The sequence below is a fragment of the Paenibacillus sp. LHD-117 genome (assembly GCF_030929555.1).
Lineage (GTDB): Bacteria > Bacillota > Bacilli > Paenibacillales > Paenibacillaceae > Pristimantibacillus.
Window position 1 is genome coordinate 18,775 of sequence record NZ_JAVFVT010000025.1, and the last position, 15,698, is coordinate 34,472.

General features: G+C 58.0%; 16 protein-coding genes. 7 read left to right on the forward strand and 9 right to left on the reverse strand.

What is annotated here, in order from left to right; genetic code table 11:
* Positions 1-83 precede the first annotated feature (83 nt).
* The 7 genes from RB620_RS19080 to RB620_RS19110 all read left to right on the forward strand — a co-directional run bounded on the left by RB620_RS19080 (position 84) and on the right by RB620_RS19110 (position 5,969).
* Entirely contained in the window at positions 84-980 is an 897-nt protein-coding gene (locus RB620_RS19080) for an AraC family transcriptional regulator (RefSeq protein WP_308097043.1), read from the forward strand.
* Between the two features lie 96 nt (positions 981-1,076).
* Entirely contained in the window at positions 1,077-2,369 is a 1,293-nt protein-coding gene (gene uraA / locus RB620_RS19085; RefSeq protein ID WP_308097045.1) for a uracil permease, read from the forward strand.
* A gap of 70 nt (positions 2,370-2,439) precedes the next feature.
* Positions 2,440-2,922: a hypothetical protein gene (locus RB620_RS19090; protein ID WP_308097047.1), complete on the forward strand. Its 483-nt coding sequence runs from the start codon at positions 2,440-2,442 to the stop codon at positions 2,920-2,922.
* Between the two features lie 117 nt (positions 2,923-3,039).
* Positions 3,040-3,843, forward strand: a complete 804-nt coding sequence (locus RB620_RS19095) for an SDR family oxidoreductase (RefSeq protein ID WP_308097049.1) — start codon at positions 3,040-3,042, stop codon at positions 3,841-3,843.
* 173 nt (positions 3,844-4,016) lie between these two features.
* A complete protein-coding gene (locus RB620_RS19100) occupies positions 4,017-4,616 on the forward strand; it encodes a bifunctional transcriptional activator/DNA repair enzyme AdaA (protein ID WP_308097052.1) in 600 nt (199 codons plus the stop codon).
* The gene (locus RB620_RS19105) at positions 4,613-5,173 is read left to right on the forward strand and encodes a methylated-DNA--[protein]-cysteine S-methyltransferase (protein ID WP_308097054.1); all 561 of its coding nucleotides are present in this window, start codon (positions 4,613-4,615) and stop codon (positions 5,171-5,173) included. Before RB620_RS19100 ends, RB620_RS19105 begins: the two co-directional genes overlap by 4 nt.
* Positions 5,151-5,969 (forward strand): SPL family radical SAM protein, encoded by an 819-nt coding sequence (locus tag RB620_RS19110; protein WP_308097056.1) that lies wholly within the window; start codon positions 5,151-5,153, stop codon positions 5,967-5,969. Before RB620_RS19105 ends, RB620_RS19110 begins: the two co-directional genes overlap by 23 nt.
* Before the next feature lie 154 nt (positions 5,970-6,123).
* Here the strand turns inward: RB620_RS19110 and RB620_RS19115 are convergent, their stop codons facing one another.
* From RB620_RS19115 to RB620_RS19155, 9 genes are all read right to left on the reverse strand, one after another.
* Positions 6,124-6,495 (reverse strand): MmcQ/YjbR family DNA-binding protein, encoded by a 372-nt coding sequence (locus tag RB620_RS19115; RefSeq protein ID WP_308097058.1) that lies wholly within the window; start codon positions 6,493-6,495, stop codon positions 6,124-6,126.
* Positions 6,496-6,514: 19 nt separating this feature from the next.
* A complete protein-coding gene (locus RB620_RS19120; protein WP_308097060.1) occupies positions 6,515-7,696 on the reverse strand; it encodes a MalY/PatB family protein in 1,182 nt (393 codons plus the stop codon).
* A gap of 273 nt (positions 7,697-7,969) precedes the next feature.
* A complete protein-coding gene (locus RB620_RS19125) occupies positions 7,970-9,220 on the reverse strand; it encodes a glucuronate isomerase (RefSeq protein ID WP_308097061.1) in 1,251 nt (416 codons plus the stop codon).
* A gap of 15 nt (positions 9,221-9,235) precedes the next feature.
* Entirely contained in the window at positions 9,236-10,588 is a 1,353-nt protein-coding gene (gene larC, locus RB620_RS19130) for a nickel pincer cofactor biosynthesis protein LarC (protein WP_308097063.1), read from the reverse strand.
* Positions 10,585-11,268, reverse strand: coding sequence for a nickel pincer cofactor biosynthesis protein LarB (gene larB / locus RB620_RS19135; RefSeq protein WP_308097065.1), 684 nt, complete (start codon positions 11,266-11,268; stop codon positions 10,585-10,587). The genes larC and larB overlap by 4 nt, the downstream gene beginning before the upstream one ends.
* Positions 11,265-12,080 carry an ATP-dependent sacrificial sulfur transferase LarE gene (gene larE / locus RB620_RS19140; protein ID WP_308097068.1) on the reverse strand — a complete coding sequence of 272 codons (816 nt, stop codon included), beginning with the start codon at positions 12,078-12,080 and terminating at the stop codon, positions 11,265-11,267. Before larE ends, larB begins: the two co-directional genes overlap by 4 nt.
* A gap of 28 nt (positions 12,081-12,108) precedes the next feature.
* Positions 12,109-13,611: a gluconokinase gene (locus tag RB620_RS19145; RefSeq protein WP_308097070.1), complete on the reverse strand. Its 1,503-nt coding sequence runs from the start codon at positions 13,609-13,611 to the stop codon at positions 12,109-12,111.
* On the reverse strand, positions 13,608-14,885 hold the full coding sequence (locus RB620_RS19150; protein ID WP_308097072.1) for a nickel pincer cofactor-dependent isomerase, group 22: 1,278 nt from the start codon (positions 14,883-14,885) through the stop codon (positions 13,608-13,610). Before RB620_RS19150 ends, RB620_RS19145 begins: the two co-directional genes overlap by 4 nt.
* The gene (locus RB620_RS19155) at positions 14,882-15,643 is read right to left on the reverse strand and encodes an SDR family oxidoreductase (RefSeq protein WP_308097074.1); all 762 of its coding nucleotides are present in this window, start codon (positions 15,641-15,643) and stop codon (positions 14,882-14,884) included. The genes RB620_RS19150 and RB620_RS19155 overlap by 4 nt, the downstream gene beginning before the upstream one ends.
* Positions 15,644-15,698 lie beyond the last annotated feature (55 nt).

Consider the following 15,698-nt stretch of genomic DNA (forward strand, 5'->3'; position numbering starts at 1 on the left):
TTAACCTTTTGTGCCGAAAACCGCTATCCGGAATATCCATCCGTGTTATAATGCGATCAAATGCCGAACGCGGGGGAAAACGCATGAATCATTTATTCCAATTTCAAAATATGGCCAGCACGCTGCGCATCGTCGGCTGCCACTTCGGCATCCAACCCGAGAGATGGACGTTCGGGATGCATCACCATCATCTCTACGAGCTTATCTGCTGCATGGAAGGCATTGCCGATTTGGATATCAATGGCTCGGCCATACGGTTGGAGGCCGGCGATTGGCTTCTGCTCAAACCCGGCGTTGCCCATGCGATCACGAATGTTGGGCACGGTCATTACGTGTTTTTTAACGTCCATTTCGACCTCGACGATTTGAACGTCAGGGGCCGTCTGGGGCAATCCGCCTATCGGCGCATTCCCTCTTCCGCTGCACGCGAAAGCGGCTTGCCGGAGTCGATCAGGAAGCTGGAGCAATTCCTGCATCGCGACCTCGCCGGGGACGCCGCCATGGAGACGTCTTTCTCCAGGTATATCGCGCTCGAGCTTCACGAACAATTAGCCGTGCAGGCGTATATATTGCTGCTCATTCAGGATATTTTGCGAATGACGGCGGCTTCGGAATCATCCGGGGGCGACGGAACGCGTCCCGCGACCGCTTACGAGCAAGATGTTGCCCATGCCATCGCGGACAAGCTGATGTTCGACTTATCGGACAACCCGAGGATCGAAACCATCGCGAGAGAGCTTCATTTGAGCCGCAGCCAAGCATCCAAAATTTTTTCGGGTATCTACGGTCTCTCGCCCCGCCAATATGTAAGCCGCGTCAAGCAGAGCAAAGCCAAGGAGCTGCTCGCGAGCACCAATCTGACGGTATACGCCATCGCCGAGCAGCTCGGCTTCGGCACTGTCAACCATTTCTCCCGACAGTTCCGCAGATGGACGGGCATGTCCCCGAACCAATACCGGCATTCCGCGCCGGCAAACTGAAGGAAAACGCTTGCGTTGATATGTCGAAATATGTAGAATCATCCATAGCGGCCGGACAACCTCCGGCCTATTTCGACGCGAAGGAGATTCTGCATCATGAGTAAAAGCATTGGCGTCCACGAGAGACCGCCTGCGGGCCAAAGCCTGATGTTAAGCCTGCAGCATCTGTTCGCCATGTTCGGTTCGACGGTTCTCGTCCCGAATTTCCTGCAGGTAGATCCCGCCATCTGTCTTTTGATGAACGGCATCGGCACTTTATTCTACATTTTGGTCACGAAAGGCAAGATCCCCGCCTATCTCGGCTCCAGCTTCGCGTTCCTCGGCCCGGCGGGCGCCGTCATCGCGAACGAAGCGTCCGGCGGCAGCTACGCGGCGGCGCTTGGCGGCTTTATCGCCGTCGGCCTGATCTTCACGATCGTCGCGCTCATTATCAAGTACACCGGTACGGGCTGGCTGAATGTCGTCTTCCCTCCCGCAGCAATGGGAGCGATTGTCGCGATTATCGGTCTGGAGCTGATTCCGGTCGCGGCCAAGATGGCCGGATTTATCCCGGATACGAGCGACCCGGCCTGGAAGATGGACACCGACGTTGTCATCCTCTCCGTCTCGACGATGGCCGTCACCGTGCTCGGCTCCGTTCTGTTCCGCGGCTTCATGCGGATCATCCCGATCCTGTTCGGCATTATTTTCGGATATGTATTGGCCTACTACATGGGCATGACGGACTTTAGCGGCCTAGGCGAGGCCGAATGGCTGCAGTCTCCGACGTTCACGTTCCCAGAGTTCCACTGGACCGCGATTATCGCCATCGCGCCCGCCGCGCTCGTCGTCATCGCGGAGCATATCGGGCATCTGATCGTCACCGGCAATATCGTGGACAAGGACCTGTCCAAGGATCCGGGCTTGCACCGTTCCATGCTCGGCAACGGCATCTCGACGATCCTGTCCGGCTTCGTCGGCTCGACGCCGAATACGACGTACGGCGAAAACATCGGCGTGCTTGCCATTACGAGGGTGTACTCCACGTTCGTCATCGGCGGAGCGGCGGTGATCGCGATTCTGCTGTCGTTCTCGGGCAAGTTCTCCTCGCTCGTGTCGGGCATTCCGGTTCCCGTCATGGGCGGCGTGTCGCTGCTCCTGTTCGGCGTCATCGCGGCTTCCGGCCTTCGCATGCTCGTCGAAGCCAAGGTCGATTACGGACGTCCGACCAATCTCTTCCTGACGACCGTCGTGCTGGTCATCGGCTTGAGCGGTGTGAAGCTGACGTTCGGCGACGTCTCCTTCAGCGGCATGGCGCTCGCGACGATCGTCGCGATCCTGCTCAGCTTGCTGTTCAAGCTGTTCGAGGTGCTGCGCATCACGAACGATAACGAAGCTTCCGGCCATTAAAAAATGACGAATGACTGTCTAATACAACCTGGCACCGGCATATACTCCCTGCAAGGGAGGGTGTCTGTCTATGCGATTTACCGTTCAGTATATACCCCTTAGCAAAATCAAACCTAATTTCTCATCCGGCATGACCGCGCGAATCCGCAAGCTGCGCAAAAAAATGTGGGACTGCATGAATTTGCTTGTCGTGCGAAAAAACCGCAAAGACGGGAGCTATACGCTTCTGGTCGGCAACGACCGGTACGATTTTCTTCGCAAGCATACTAAAAATGTCGTAGCGCCGTGCCTGGTCGATGAAAACAAAGCGAAAACGCAAATCAAATCGTGGCTATTCCGGTTCCGCAGCAACTCGGCGGGACGCCGGTTTCCCGGGTTGAAGCTCCACCGTCTGACTCCAACAGCGCTGTCCATCTTCCTCGCCTTTTTGAAGCAAGAGTCCCGATTCGAGCAGCTTTCCCGCAAAGAGCAGTTGCAGGTGCTCATTCTGGCCGTACGTTACAAGAAGGTCGTTATTGCTTCCATGAAATCGAAGGTGGATCAGCTAAAATGAATAACATTGCAAAAAAGTCCATTGCTGCGTCCGCAGACGAATGGACTTTTTTGTTCGGAATTAGCCGCAGCGGTTTATGGAAGAATAGAGATGTCATTTGGAAAGGAGTGCAATCGAATGAGCAACAAAGAAGGTTTGGCGGAAGGAAGAGTACGCGGCAAAGTCGCCGTCGTGACGGGGGCGGGCTCCGGCATCGGCCGGGCTGCGGCGCTAAGGCTTGCGGAGCAAGGAGCGAAGCTAGTATTGGTAGACCTCATTGATGCGAGAAGCAAGGAGGTCGAAGAGGAGATTAGCAGGACGGGCGGCGAAGCGTTCTTCGCCGACACTGACGTGTCGGACCCTGCGCGCGTCGAGCATGCGATGAAACAAGCCGCCGAGAAGTACGGAAGAATCGACATCCTGTTCGCAAACGCCGGGGTGAACGGCACGTTGGCGCCGATCGAGCATTTGGACCCGGAGGATTGGGACCGGACGCTCGGCATTAACTTGAAGGGCACCTTCCTCGCGACGAAGTACGCCCTCCCGCATATGAAGAAAAACGGCGGAAGCATCGTGATTACGAGCTCCATCAACGGAAGCCGCAAATTTACGGGCTTCGGCATGTCCGCGTACAGCTCCTCCAAGGCGGGGCAGGTCGCGTTCGCCAAGATGGCGGCGCTCGAGCTCGCGCAGTTCGGCATTCGGGTGAACGCGATCTGTCCCGGCGCGATCAGGACGAACATCGGCGAGAACACGAACACGACCCCGGAAGTGAAGGAAATCACGATTCCCGTGGAATACCCGAAAGGCAATCAGCCGCTGGAGCACGGTCCCGGCGAGCCGGAGCAGGTCGCGGATCTCGTGTTGTTCCTGGCTTCGGAGGAATCGAGCCATATCTCCGGCACGGCGATCTATATCGACGGCGTGGAATCCCTGCTGTAACGGCGGGGGATTTATGCATAAGCAGGTCAACCGGCAGCATCGGGTTGGCCTTTTTTTGCGCGCAATGCACACCACTCACTTACGGCTTCGATTTCGAAATCTTGCTTTTCCAATGCAAAAACCGTACGACGAACCTTTTCCGCGGTTATACTGGATGCAGAGGTGATCGTTTTATGAGACGGGACGACAAAGAAGAAAGAAAAATGGGCGACGCGGCGACGGAACCGGAATGGCAAGCCATTATCGGCAACGACGCCTCCTATGACGGCACATTCTTCTACGCGGTGCGGACGACCGGCATTTTTTGCAGGCCTTCCTGCAAATCCAAACCTCCCAATCGGGAGAACGCATCCGTCTTCCGGACGGCGGAGGAAGCCAGGAAAGATGGCTACAGGTCATGCAAACGATGCAAGCCGACAGGAGAGCGGCTTCCCGACGAAGAGTGGGTAGCAACGGTGACGGACTATATTCACAACCGTTACATGGACCCCTTGTCGCTGGAGAAGCTGGCCGACGTCGGCCACGGAAGCCCGTATCATCTGCACCGGACGTTCAAGCGCGTGACGGGGGTTACGCCCGTCACCTATATTCAGAAGGTAAGGATTCGACGGGCTCAGGAGCTCCTGCATGGAAGCGAGCATTCCGTCACCGAGGTCGGCAGCCGGGTAGGCATACCGAACGCGCCTTATTTTATTACCCTGTTCAAGAAGGAAACCGGGCATACGCCCGCGCAATACCGATTATTAAACGGCAAGGGAGGCTATTCGGAATGAAAACGAACCTAACGCGCGACACCCTCTATTGGTCGCTCGCTCGATTCGGAGAATCTTTCGCATATATCGCCGCGACGGAGCAAGGACTTAGCTTCGTAGGCTCGCTAGACGGATCGTACGAGGAAATGACGAGTCGTCTGGCAAACCGGTACGACATCGCGGACTTGGTCCGCGACGACGGGAAGCTGCATGCATACGGGACGGAGCTTGCCGACTATTGGACGGGAGCGCGCACCGGCTTCGATAGCCGATTCGACTTGCGCGGCACGCCGTTCCAGCTGCGGGTATGGGCGGCTCTCCTCGACATTCCGTACGGAGAAACGCGCAGCTATTCCGAGATCGCCTCGGCGATCGGCAGTCCTGCCGCCGTTCGCGCGGTCGGCTCGGCCATCGGGGCGAATCCCGTGTTAATCGCGGTGCCGTGCCATCGCGTCGTTGGCAAAAACGGTACGTTGACCGGCTACCGCGGGGGGCTCGCCATGAAACAAAAACTGCTTCGTTTGGAGCAAGACGCTGCATTCCGGGAGACGCGGCATGAATACGCTGGTCGCTTATAAGCAACCCAAGACGCTCCTGAACAAAGGGACGGGGTTTCTGGAAGGATATAGCCACTCGCTGAATCCTTATAGCGGCTGCGCATTCGCCTGTTCCTATTGTTACGTGCGCGGCATGCCGGTCTCGCTGTTCCGCGGCGAGGTATGGGGTTCGTGGGTCGACGTGAAACAAGGCGCCGCAGAATTGTTTCGGAAAGAAATGGCGAGAGCGCAGGCGAAAGGGCCGGTTACGATTTTTATGTCGTCCAGCACCGATCCCTACCAGCCTATCGAATATAAGGAACGCGTTACGCGTTCCTTGCTGGAGGCGATGGTCGACCTTCCGCCAGACTTCCTTTTGCTGCAGACGCGGAGCCCGCTCGTGACGAGGGATATCGACCTGTTGCAGCGGCTCGGCCGTGGGGTGCGCGTCAGCATGACGGTCGAGACCGATCGCGAGGACATAAGGAAGGCGTTCTCCCCTTCCGCGCCGCCGATCGCCGGAAGGTTGAATGCGCTTCGGCAGCTCGCGGAAGCCGGCGTGCCGACGCAAGTCGCCGTTGCACCTCTGCTGCCATGCAGCGACGGCTTCGCGGAGACGCTCCGTTCCGTGACGGAGAGGGTATGCGTCGACGATTATTTTATGGGCGACGGCAGCGGTGGCAAACGTACCAAACGGCTGGGCATCGGTAAGCTTTATGAGGAGCTTGGTCTGCAGGAATGGTACGAGCCCGCGGCCTACCGCAACGTATACGACCGGTTGGCGAGCGTTTTCCCGGCGGGAGCTGTCTTGATCAGCCAGGAAGGTTTTCTGCCTTAGTCCGCTCCCGGTGCGAAAGCGCGCCTCGGGACCGTTGTAGGTACGCGATACGGACCTACAGCACCGAATGCATACGGCTAAAAAAAGAAGAGTCCGGCAGTCCCGTCGTACACGGGACATTGCCAGACTCTTATTTTTGTCGCGGTAGGAGCCGCTACTTCCTTGCTTCCATCCATTGCTTTGCCAGGCGTTTGGGCGCGGCCATCAAATAAGCTTCTTCGAGCAGGATGCCCATCTCCTCCCAGTCCCTCGGCTCGCGAATGCCTACCCAGCCTCTATGTCCAATATAGGCAGGCTTATGGAAGTGCTCGTGCTGCAGCAATAGCTCCTGGTTCTCCAGATCCGACTTAAACGTCATGCCGTAGTCGCTCATGATGATAAACGACTTGTCCTTCACCTTGAACGTGGTATGGCCATGCCCGTCGATCAGCTCGACCGTCTCGGGAAATCTTGCGCATATGCCGCGTACCCGCTCCAGCATCTCCAGCCCTTCAGGTGTTTTCATTCCGCCCATATCATGATCCATTCGAACATGCCTCCAGCCTTTAGACGGATTTGATCGCGTTAGCGGCCGTGCAGAATTGGTTCAGCGCCTTCTCCAGCACGAATCTCGGACAAGCGAGATTGATCCGCAGCCAGCCTTCGCCTTCCGATCCGAAGACGGAGCCTTCGCTGAAGGCGACTTTCGCTTGTTTGAACATCAAATCTTTGATCCCGTTCTTGTCGAGTCCGAACGCCCGGCAATCCACCCAAAGCAGGTACGTGCCGTCCGGTTTCATCGGTTGCGCTTGCGGCAAATGCTCACCCAAATAATCAAGCGCGTACGCGAGATTGCCCTCGACGTAAGCGAACATGTCCCGTAGCCACTCCTCGCTTTCGTTATAAGCGGCCACGACCGCGTCTTGGGCGAAGTGGCTCGCCATATGCAGGCTGAGCGTGTGGATCCGCTTGTCCATGCGGGCTTTCAGGACCGGGTTGGAAATGACGATGAACGAAGTATGAAGTCCGGGCAAATTAAACGTCTTGGTTACGGACAGCGTCGTGATCGTAATGTCCGCGATTTCGGGCGACAGCGACGCGAAGGGCGTGTGGACATGCCCCGGGAAGGTCAGGTCGCAATGGATTTCGTCGGAAACGACGGTTACGCCGTAGCGAATGCATAGCTCGCCGAGGCGTTGCAGCTCTTCTCGTTCCCAAACGCGGCCGCCCGGATTATGCGGGCTGCATAGCAGCAGCAGCTTTGCCCCGCCTTGGAATAACGATTCCAAGTGGTCGTAATCCATTTCGTAACGGCCGTTCCGCTGGATAAGCGGGTTTTTGGCGACCTGGCGGTCGTTGCTTTGGATGACGTCGTAGAAAGGATAATATACGGGCGATTGCAGCACGACCTGCGAACCCGGCTCGCTGAAAAGCTCCACGGATAGGCTGAGCGATGTCACAACGCTAGGCACGTCGCCGATCCAAGTCGGTTGAATCTCCCAGCCGTGGCGGCGCTTAAACCAATTTACGATAGAATCGGTGTACTCGTTTGTCCGGATCGCATAGCCGTACGCGCCGATCTCCGCCCGCTTCTTCAGCACCTCTTGCACGGCGGGAGGACTTGGAAAGTCCATATCCGCTACCCAAAGAGGCAAAATGTCATTGCTGCCGAACAGCTGCTCGGACTGGTCCCACTTGTAGGATCTTGTATTCCTGCGGTCAATCAATTGATCAAAATTCGCGGTCATGTTTTTCACCTCGTCAGTAGCTTATAAGAGCATTCGATCATCCGGGCTTAAATTCTCGGAATGAAACGCGTCGCGCCGCCAAAGGACGGCGACACCCGTTTCACCTTGTGTCCTATATATTACCGATTCCCTCTCTATGAAGCAACCTATTGTCGATCGATCGCGGCGCGCTTGATATCTGCCCCGATTGATAGTCCACTAGCGGCTGGCGTTCGGTCAGAACGAATAAAAGGCCATGTCCGATCGGAATCGGGCATGGCCGTGTCAGTTCCGCTATGCTTCGCGACCGAGGAAACGCCAGAAGTTGCGGTGGTACATATCTTCCAGGTCGCGTTTGATTTCGTCGTCCGTCACTCGCCAGCCGCTTTCGAGCAGCTTGACGTATTTGTCCGCGAGCGCTTCGCCGAGAATTTTGCGGGAATACTCCCACTTGTAAATCAGCTGCTCGAATACGCGGCAATCGGAATGAATCGGGATCATCGACGTACCGAGCAATTCGATGCGGAAACGCGTCATCTCTTCCACGATCGAATCGGTATTGAGGAACCACCAGCATCCGAAAATCATCAGATTTCGGAATTTGCGCGCCAGGACGGCAAGCTCATGCTGATTCTCTCTCGCGAGCATCGTTACGATAAACTTCTGCTCCGGATACTTCCGGCAAAGGGCTTCCAGGGCCGAAACGTCCGACTTCATGCTCATGTCGCCCGCGAGCCGGAGCGACGGATTGGACGCGCGGCGCACGCCGATCATCAGCGCGAACGGAATGCCTTGCTCCTGGCAGACCGGAATCATCACTTCGTCGATCATCGCGCTGCGGTGATGCTCCGCCGGATAAGCGAAGTCGCCCGGCATCGATACGGCGAGATACAGGGCATCCATGCGTACGATCCATTCCTTGAGGAATCGGCGCACTTCCGCCTTGGTCGCTTCCGTCCACGTTTCTTCGACGTCGTAGCCTTGCTTATTCAACTCGAGGGCCGCGAACGGCCAGTTGTTCAGCAAGGAGTCGACGCGCAGCGCGGCGTAGAATCGAGGATCCTTTTTCCCTTCGCCGGCGAGCCATACGGGACGTTCCAAAGGATCGAACGGATCATTAGTCATGACGATTCGGTCTACGCGGGCAATCTCCATGACGGCATTGACCTGCTCGCTAACGCTGCGTTTGGCGAATGCTTCCCTGTATTCGTCGAGGTTTCTGGAGGAAACGTCGACGCCAAGGCGGTTCAGCATCGTAATGAACCCGCTGGCCGCCTCGCTGACTGGCGAATGGTCGACGAACAGTCTTTGCCAAATCAAGTCGGCCTGCTCTTTCTTCGAGAGCGACCAGAATTCGTCGTACGGCTGATCCGTCCGGCGGAACGACTCCGAAACCAGGTAATGGTACACGAGCAGCTCGTCCACGCCCCATAACAGCAGCGATCCGAATTCCGGCGCGTACAAGTGCGTATGCATATCGGTAACGGGCAGCGTGTTCGCGAGCTTAACCGTTCTCTCCCTCAGTTGCTGTACTTCTTCGTTCATCGGCTCTTTCCTCCCCTATTGCCGCGTGCGGTCAGAAGACAGCAAACGGTACACCTCTTGGTAAACTTCTTCCAGCGCAACGCCGAATTGACGCGCGGCTTCGGCCGCATCCTCGTATTCCGGCGCCGACTTCACAAGCTTCTCTCCCTCAAAAGCCTGCTTCACCCGAACGTTCCCGTAACGGGTGTTCACGTCGATCCAGCTCCGACTCAGTATTCGTCTGTCCGCCGAATAGCTCCTCACCCCGAACGTCGACGTTTCCCGCAGCAAAATATCCTCGCAGCGGACTTTGTCCTTCGGCTGGCAAAGCACGGTCAGCAGCACGCCCGGACGGTTCTTCTTCATGAACACGGGCGTGTAATAAACATCCAGCGCTCCGGCCGCGAATAAGCGATCCATCGTATAGCCGAGCCGCTCGCCCGTCATGTCGTCGACCTGCGTCTCAAGAACGGCGATCGTCTCGTCGCTGGCCGACTGGGACTCGCGGTACAAGACGGCGCGAATGACGTTCGGATGATCAAAATCTTTGGTGCCCGCGCCGTAGCCGATCCGTTCGATGACACCTCCCGGCGTCGAACCGAACGAAGCAGCCAGCGCCTTCGCGATGCCCGCGCCCGTCGGCGTCGTAAGCTCACCCTGCGCGGTAAACGCGGACAACGGCACGCCGGTCAGAATCTCCGCTGTCGCGGGAGCCGGAATCGGATACACGCCATGCGCGATTCTTATTCTTCCGTGTCCAACGGGAACGGGCGACACGATGATTTCCCCGATATCAAGGCTCTCGAGCGCCAGGCAAACCCCGATGATGTCCAAAATCGAATCCATCGCGCCAACTTCGTGGAAGTGAACCTCGGCGGGATCCATGCCATGGATTTTCCCTTCGGCCGCGGCAATGACTTCGAAAATCGCGATGCTTCGCGCCTTCACCCGTTCGGGCATGCTCGAACTTCGGATCATCGCCATGATGTCCGTCGCTTTGCGATGCTCATGGTCATGGTGGTGGCCGTGATCGTGGCTGTGCGCGTGCGCATGGCCATGTGAAGGCGCATGGTCGTGATCGTGATCATGGCTATGGCTGTGCGTATGCGAATGGCCGTGATCGTGATCATGGCTATGGCTGTGCGTGTGCGAATGGCCGTGATCATGTTCATGGTTATGGCTGTGCGCATGCTCCGCAAACTTAAGGTCCAGCCATTTGGCCGTAATGCCTTTACGATTAACCGGGATGAACGCCATGGTGAAATCGTCGATCGGCAGCTTGCGCAAATGCGACTCGATATAGGTCGGGTCGGCGCCCAAGTCGACCAAAGCGGATAATGTCATATCGCCCGCAATACCCGATATGCAGTCCAGATATAATGTTCTCATTGCCCTCTAGCCTCCGCTACCAGCTGCAAAATGACGGCTGCCTGATACGCCGCGCCGAAGCCGTTGTCGATGTTGACAACCGTCACGCCGGACGCGCACGACGTCAGCATCGCAAGCATGGTCGTGATGCCTTGCAAATTGGCGCCGTAACCGACCGAGGTCGGAACGGCAATAACAGGCCGCCGCACAAGTCCGCCTACTACACTGGCTAGCGCGCCTTCCATGCCGGCTACCGCGATGACGACCGACGCTTCACGGATCCGGTCCTTCTGCGCGAGCAGGCGATGCAGTCCGGCTACGCCGACGTCATAAATTCGGTCGACGCGGCAGCCCATCCACTCCGCGGTTCCGGCCGCTTCTTCGGCTACCGGAATGTCCGATGTTCCGCCGGTCAGCACCGCAACGGTTCCCGGCAGCTTTCTAGGCTCCCCGTCCAGCCGGACGAGCTTCGAGACTGGATCGTACGCGGCGTTCGGGAACTTCGCGACGATCCGTTCGGCCATCTCCGTCGATGCCCTCGTCACCAGCGCCCGGCCATGAAGCTGAGCGATGCGGCCGAAGATCGCCTCCGCCTGCTCCCGCGTTTTGCCAAGTCCAAAAATGACCTCGGGAAAGCCGGTCCGCTCCTCCCGGTCGACGTCCAGCTTGCAAAATTCCATTTCCTCGTAACCGGACATCATACGACGCCTCCCAGCTTGAGTGCTTTGTTCATGCTGCCGCTTTTGTAGCCGCCCATGTCCATCGAGACGTACAGGAAACCAAGCCGTTTAAGCTCGGAGGAGATAACCGCCGAATGACCGACAAGATCAGCCATCGCTCCCGGCTCCACTTCGATCCGGGCGAGCTCGCCATGCGTCCTTACGCGGACCTGCCGAATGCCGAGCGACCTGATGAAACGTTCCGCCGCACCGACGCGATTCAGCTTCTCGATCGTAATTTCTTCACCGTAAGCGATACGGGAGGACAAACAAGCGAAAGAAGGTTTGTCCCATGTCGACAGCTCCGCGCGCATGGATAGCTCGCGGATTTCTTCCTTCATTAGGCCGGCTTCCTGCAGCGGTCCCCGGACGCCTTTCTCCTTTGCCGCCTGAACGCCAGGGCGATGCTCGTTCATATCGTCGGCGATCAAGCCGTAGACGATGTGACGGTACGTCCCATTCTGGACGAATGGCTCCAGGTGCTGGAACAAGCTTTGTTTGCAAAAATAACACCGGTTGCCGTTGTTCTCCTTATATCCCGGGATGTCGAGCTCCGAAGTCTCGATGACGACATGACGCGTGCCAAGCTCATGTGCAAGGGTCTTTGCCGCTTCCAGCTCCTCCGTTGGATAGGTTTCCGAATCGGCGGTCACCGCCAGCACTTTATCCTTGCCTAACGTTTCCAGCGCCGCATAAAGGAGGTACGTGCTGTCCACGCCTCCCGAGAAGGCGACGACAACGGAGCCCATTTCGCGCAGTATCTCTTGAAGTCTCTCTACCTTTTCCTGAGCCATAACGCCCCTCCTTCGTTGTTCTGCTCCGCTATATAGGCAAACGATCCATCTCGTGCATGGACGGCTTCAAAGCCTGATATAGATTCAAATAAAACGGTAGCAGCTCGCGGTACACGCCATGCGTTACCATGTCCGGCTCGTAGGAGACGCCGTTCCCGGCGTTCCAGCGCAGCAGCGGCCCCTTGCCGTCTTCCATCGCGTAAAGTCCGAGCTGGGCCGCGCCGAGGCCGGAACTCTCGACGGATTCCGGAATCGTTACCGGCACGCCCAGAATGTCGGCCAGCATCTGGCACCAGATCGCCGAGCGGGCAAACCCGCCCGATGCGCGGATCTCCTTGATTTCGTTGCCGCATTGCTTCATGAGCGACACGATCGCGGCGATCTGGTACATGATGCCCTCCATCGCCGCGCGGAGCATATGTTTCTCCGAATGCGCCAACGTCAGGCCGAACATGACGCCCTTCGCCTTGCCGTCCCAGAAAGGCGCGCGTTCGCCCGCCAGCAAGGGCAAGAAGAACAGGCCGTTCGAGCCCGCCGGCACTTCTGCCGCGAGCGGAATCACGTCTTCCATCGCTTTCCCCGGGAACAGCCGCTCCGCCGTCCACTGGGCGACGATCGCACCGTTGTTGGAGGCGCCGCCGATGATCCAATGATCGTCTGCAAGCGCATAGCAGAACAGGCGGCCTTCCGGCTCCAGCAGCGTCCCTTTCACGGCGGTCCGCACGGCGCTGCTCGTCCCGATCGTCACGGCCGCGACGCCGGGCTCAATCGCTCCGATGCCCAGGTTGGCCAGGACGCCGTCTTGTCCGCCGAGCACGAACGTCGTATCCGCTGAGAGCCCCATCCGGTCGGCGTATGCCGGCTTCAAGCCCTGGATGCGGCCCGTCGAAGGCATCAGCTCCGGCAGCTGCTCGCGGCGTATGCCGGCGATCGCCAGATTTTGCGGATCCCAGTCCAGCGTTTCCACGTTAAACAGCCCCGTCGCGCTCGCCATGGAGTAATCCGTCACGAATCGGCCGAACAGCTTGTAAAACACGTATTCCTTGATCCCGATCACATGGCTTGCCGCCGCCATCAGTTCCGGACGGTTTTCTCTCATCCAAATGAGCTTGACGAGCGGCGACATCGGATGGATCGGCGTCCCCGAGCGCAAGTACGCGCCAAGCCCCGTTCCGTCCTCGTTCAGCATCCCGGCCTGCGAGGCGCTACGCAAATCCGCCCACGTAATGACCGGCGTCAGCGCGCCGCCGCCTTCGTCCATCAGGATTACGCTATGGTTGGCGGAGCTGAAGCTTGCGCAGAGGATGTCTTCCGCGCTCCAGCCGCCTTTCTTCATCAGTTGCGAGACGCATTCGACGACGGCTTCCGTCATTTGCTCCGGATCCTGCTCCGCGTGGCCGGGCTGCGGCGTATGGAGCGGATATCCGATGGAATGGGTGCCGAGAATCCGGCCGTTCTGGTCGACCGCCAGCGTCTTGGTACTCGTCGTTCCGATATCGATGCTGATGATCAGCTTGGATGCAACCTTCATTTGGCCAAAAATCCTTCCTCGTCGAATTGCCACTGGAACGGTCCTTCAAGCACCTCGATATCCGGATGCTTCTTCGCTTCCTCGAGCAGCGTCTCCGAAATTTCGATCTCCCCGAGATGCAGCGTATCCCGGATGCGGGCGAGCCGTACCGTCGCGTAGTCCAAAATATTGCTAGTCTTAATGCCGGCTTTGATCGCGTCCTTGTCGTTCGCGAGCGTCGTCGCTTGTTTGGTCGGGGCGCATACCGTCGACGTCAAGCCGTTCGCGTACGTGCCCGGCCAATCCGTTTTGCCGACGAGTCGACTCGTCGTAAAGTCGGCCGTGCCGACGCCGTTCGCGTTGCCCTTGGATTCCTTCGTGAGATCCAGCACGACGATCTTGTTCACTTCAGGGCCGCCGGAAGCGTATGGCGTCGGATATCGGCCCGTAATGTTCGGATCCATGCCGTCGCCGCTGATGTTTTTGCCGATGTAATCGACGACGAGCACATCGAAGCTGTCGAACAGAAACTTCGGAAGCCGCGACTTCGCCTCGACGAGCAATTCGCGTTCCCGCTCTTCCATTGTATCCGTGCCAAGCACTTCAACGCGGCAAATCTGGTCGTACGCGTTCTCCACGACCGCGACGCCGAAGGCGATCGGCAGTTTGTCGATCATGATGCGCGCCATCGCAGGAACATTCTCCGCCATGTATTTGAACCCGAGCTGATGGCAAGCTTCCGCGCCCTTTTGCTTGCCTAGGCCGATCGCGATCATTTTGAACAGTCCGCTCTCGATTGGTCCGCGGAATGCGGTATGCGGCTTGATGCGGTTGATGACGACGATGGCATCGGCTTCCTCCGCCGATATCTTGTCGCAGTAGACAGGCAGGCCGTTCGGCAGCTTGTCGAGCTCGACCACTTCCATCGAAGAACGGACGGGACAGCCCATCGTCTTCTCGTCGATGCCAAGATGGGCGAGCACTGCCGCCTGCCCTTCGTCCGTGGCGCCGCCGTGGCTGCCCATGCAAGGCACGATAAACGGCTCGCAGCCCTGGAGCTTCAGCTCGTCCACGACCGCCTTGGTCAGCTCGTCGATGCGCGAGATGCCTCGGCTGCCGACGGCTAACGCCACCTTCGCCCCCGGCGCGAGCGCTTGCAGCTGCGGACTGGCTTTCAGACCGTTCTTGAGCTCCGCGATCGGATCATCCAGCACCGTACCGTCGAAACGCTGGCGGATCCGGTACATGCTCGGAATCGGTGTTTGTTCAACGAGACGCGTCAGCAGTTCGCTCATATCGTCATCGCTCCGAATCCGCCGTCCACCCGAAGGAACGACCCCGTAACGAACGAGGAAGCCTTGGACGAAGCCAAATATACGACCGCTCCCTTAAGCTCCTCCGGCGTGCCGAATCGATCCATCGGCGTATGGCGCATGATGGATTCTACGCGTTCCGGCGACAGGATTTTGCGGTTCTGCTCCGCCGGGAAAAAGCCCGGAATGATCGCATTCACCCGTACGCCGTCCTTCGCGAACTCGCGTGCTAGGAACTGGGTAACGGCGTTGACGCCCGTCTTCGAAACGGAATACGTGAACACCCTGGACAGCGGCGGGCCCGAGGAAACCGACGATATATTGATGATGGAGCCGCCTCTGCCCTGCTCGATCATCCGTTTGCCGAATACTTGGCACGCAAGCACGACGCTCTTCAGATTCACGTCCATGATGCGGTCCCACTCGTCCATCTCCAGCTCGAAGAACGGCGTCGCGCTGTTCGTGCCCGACGCGTTGATGAGCGTATCGACGCCGCCTCCCCACTCGACGACGCGCGCAAGCACGTCCTCCAGCTCTTCCTTGCGGGATGCATCCGCTTTCAGCGCGATCGCTTCTCCCCCGTTCGAACGGATGCTCTCGCATACCCGTTCCGCCTTCTCCATATCCCGACCGACGATTGCCACTTTGGAGCCTGCCTCCGTAAGCGCCTCCGACATCGCGCTTCCCAGTACGCCGTTGCCGCCGATGACGACGGACACGGTACTATTTAAGTTAAACATGCGAGCAACCACCCTCCGCGTTTAATTTACAACGTTGTAATTTTAATCATAATAG

What these genes read in the sequence shown, in the direction of transcription:
- RB620_RS19080 (WP_308097043.1), top strand. Translation starts at nt 84, where the DNA reads ATGAATCATTTATTCCAATTTCAAAATATGGCCAGCACGCTGCGCATC.
- uraA (WP_308097045.1), top strand. Translation starts at nt 1,077, where the DNA reads ATGAGTAAAAGCATTGGCGTCCACGAGAGACCGCCTGCGGGCCAAAGC.
- RB620_RS19090 (WP_308097047.1), top strand. Translation starts at nt 2,440, where the DNA reads ATGCGATTTACCGTTCAGTATATACCCCTTAGCAAAATCAAACCTAAT.
- RB620_RS19095 (WP_308097049.1), top strand. Translation starts at nt 3,040, where the DNA reads ATGAGCAACAAAGAAGGTTTGGCGGAAGGAAGAGTACGCGGCAAAGTC.
- RB620_RS19100 (WP_308097052.1), top strand. Translation starts at nt 4,017, where the DNA reads ATGAGACGGGACGACAAAGAAGAAAGAAAAATGGGCGACGCGGCGACG.
- RB620_RS19105 (WP_308097054.1), top strand. Translation starts at nt 4,613, where the DNA reads ATGAAAACGAACCTAACGCGCGACACCCTCTATTGGTCGCTCGCTCGA.
- RB620_RS19110 (WP_308097056.1), top strand. Translation starts at nt 5,151, where the DNA reads ATGAATACGCTGGTCGCTTATAAGCAACCCAAGACGCTCCTGAACAAA.
- RB620_RS19115 (WP_308097058.1), bottom strand. Translation starts at nt 6,495, where the DNA reads ATGGATCATGATATGGGCGGAATGAAAACACCTGAAGGGCTGGAGATG.
- RB620_RS19120 (WP_308097060.1), bottom strand. Translation starts at nt 7,696, where the DNA reads ATGACCGCGAATTTTGATCAATTGATTGACCGCAGGAATACAAGATCC.
- RB620_RS19125 (WP_308097061.1), bottom strand. Translation starts at nt 9,220, where the DNA reads ATGAACGAAGAAGTACAGCAACTGAGGGAGAGAACGGTTAAGCTCGCG.
- larC (WP_308097063.1), bottom strand. Translation starts at nt 10,588, where the DNA reads ATGAGAACATTATATCTGGACTGCATATCGGGTATTGCGGGCGATATG.
- larB (WP_308097065.1), bottom strand. Translation starts at nt 11,268, where the DNA reads ATGATGTCCGGTTACGAGGAAATGGAATTTTGCAAGCTGGACGTCGAC.
- larE (WP_308097068.1), bottom strand. Translation starts at nt 12,080, where the DNA reads ATGGCTCAGGAAAAGGTAGAGAGACTTCAAGAGATACTGCGCGAAATG.
- RB620_RS19145 (WP_308097070.1), bottom strand. Translation starts at nt 13,611, where the DNA reads ATGAAGGTTGCATCCAAGCTGATCATCAGCATCGATATCGGAACGACG.
- RB620_RS19150 (WP_308097072.1), bottom strand. Translation starts at nt 14,885, where the DNA reads ATGAGCGAACTGCTGACGCGTCTCGTTGAACAAACACCGATTCCGAGC.
- RB620_RS19155 (WP_308097074.1), bottom strand. Translation starts at nt 15,643, where the DNA reads ATGTTTAACTTAAATAGTACCGTGTCCGTCGTCATCGGCGGCAACGGC.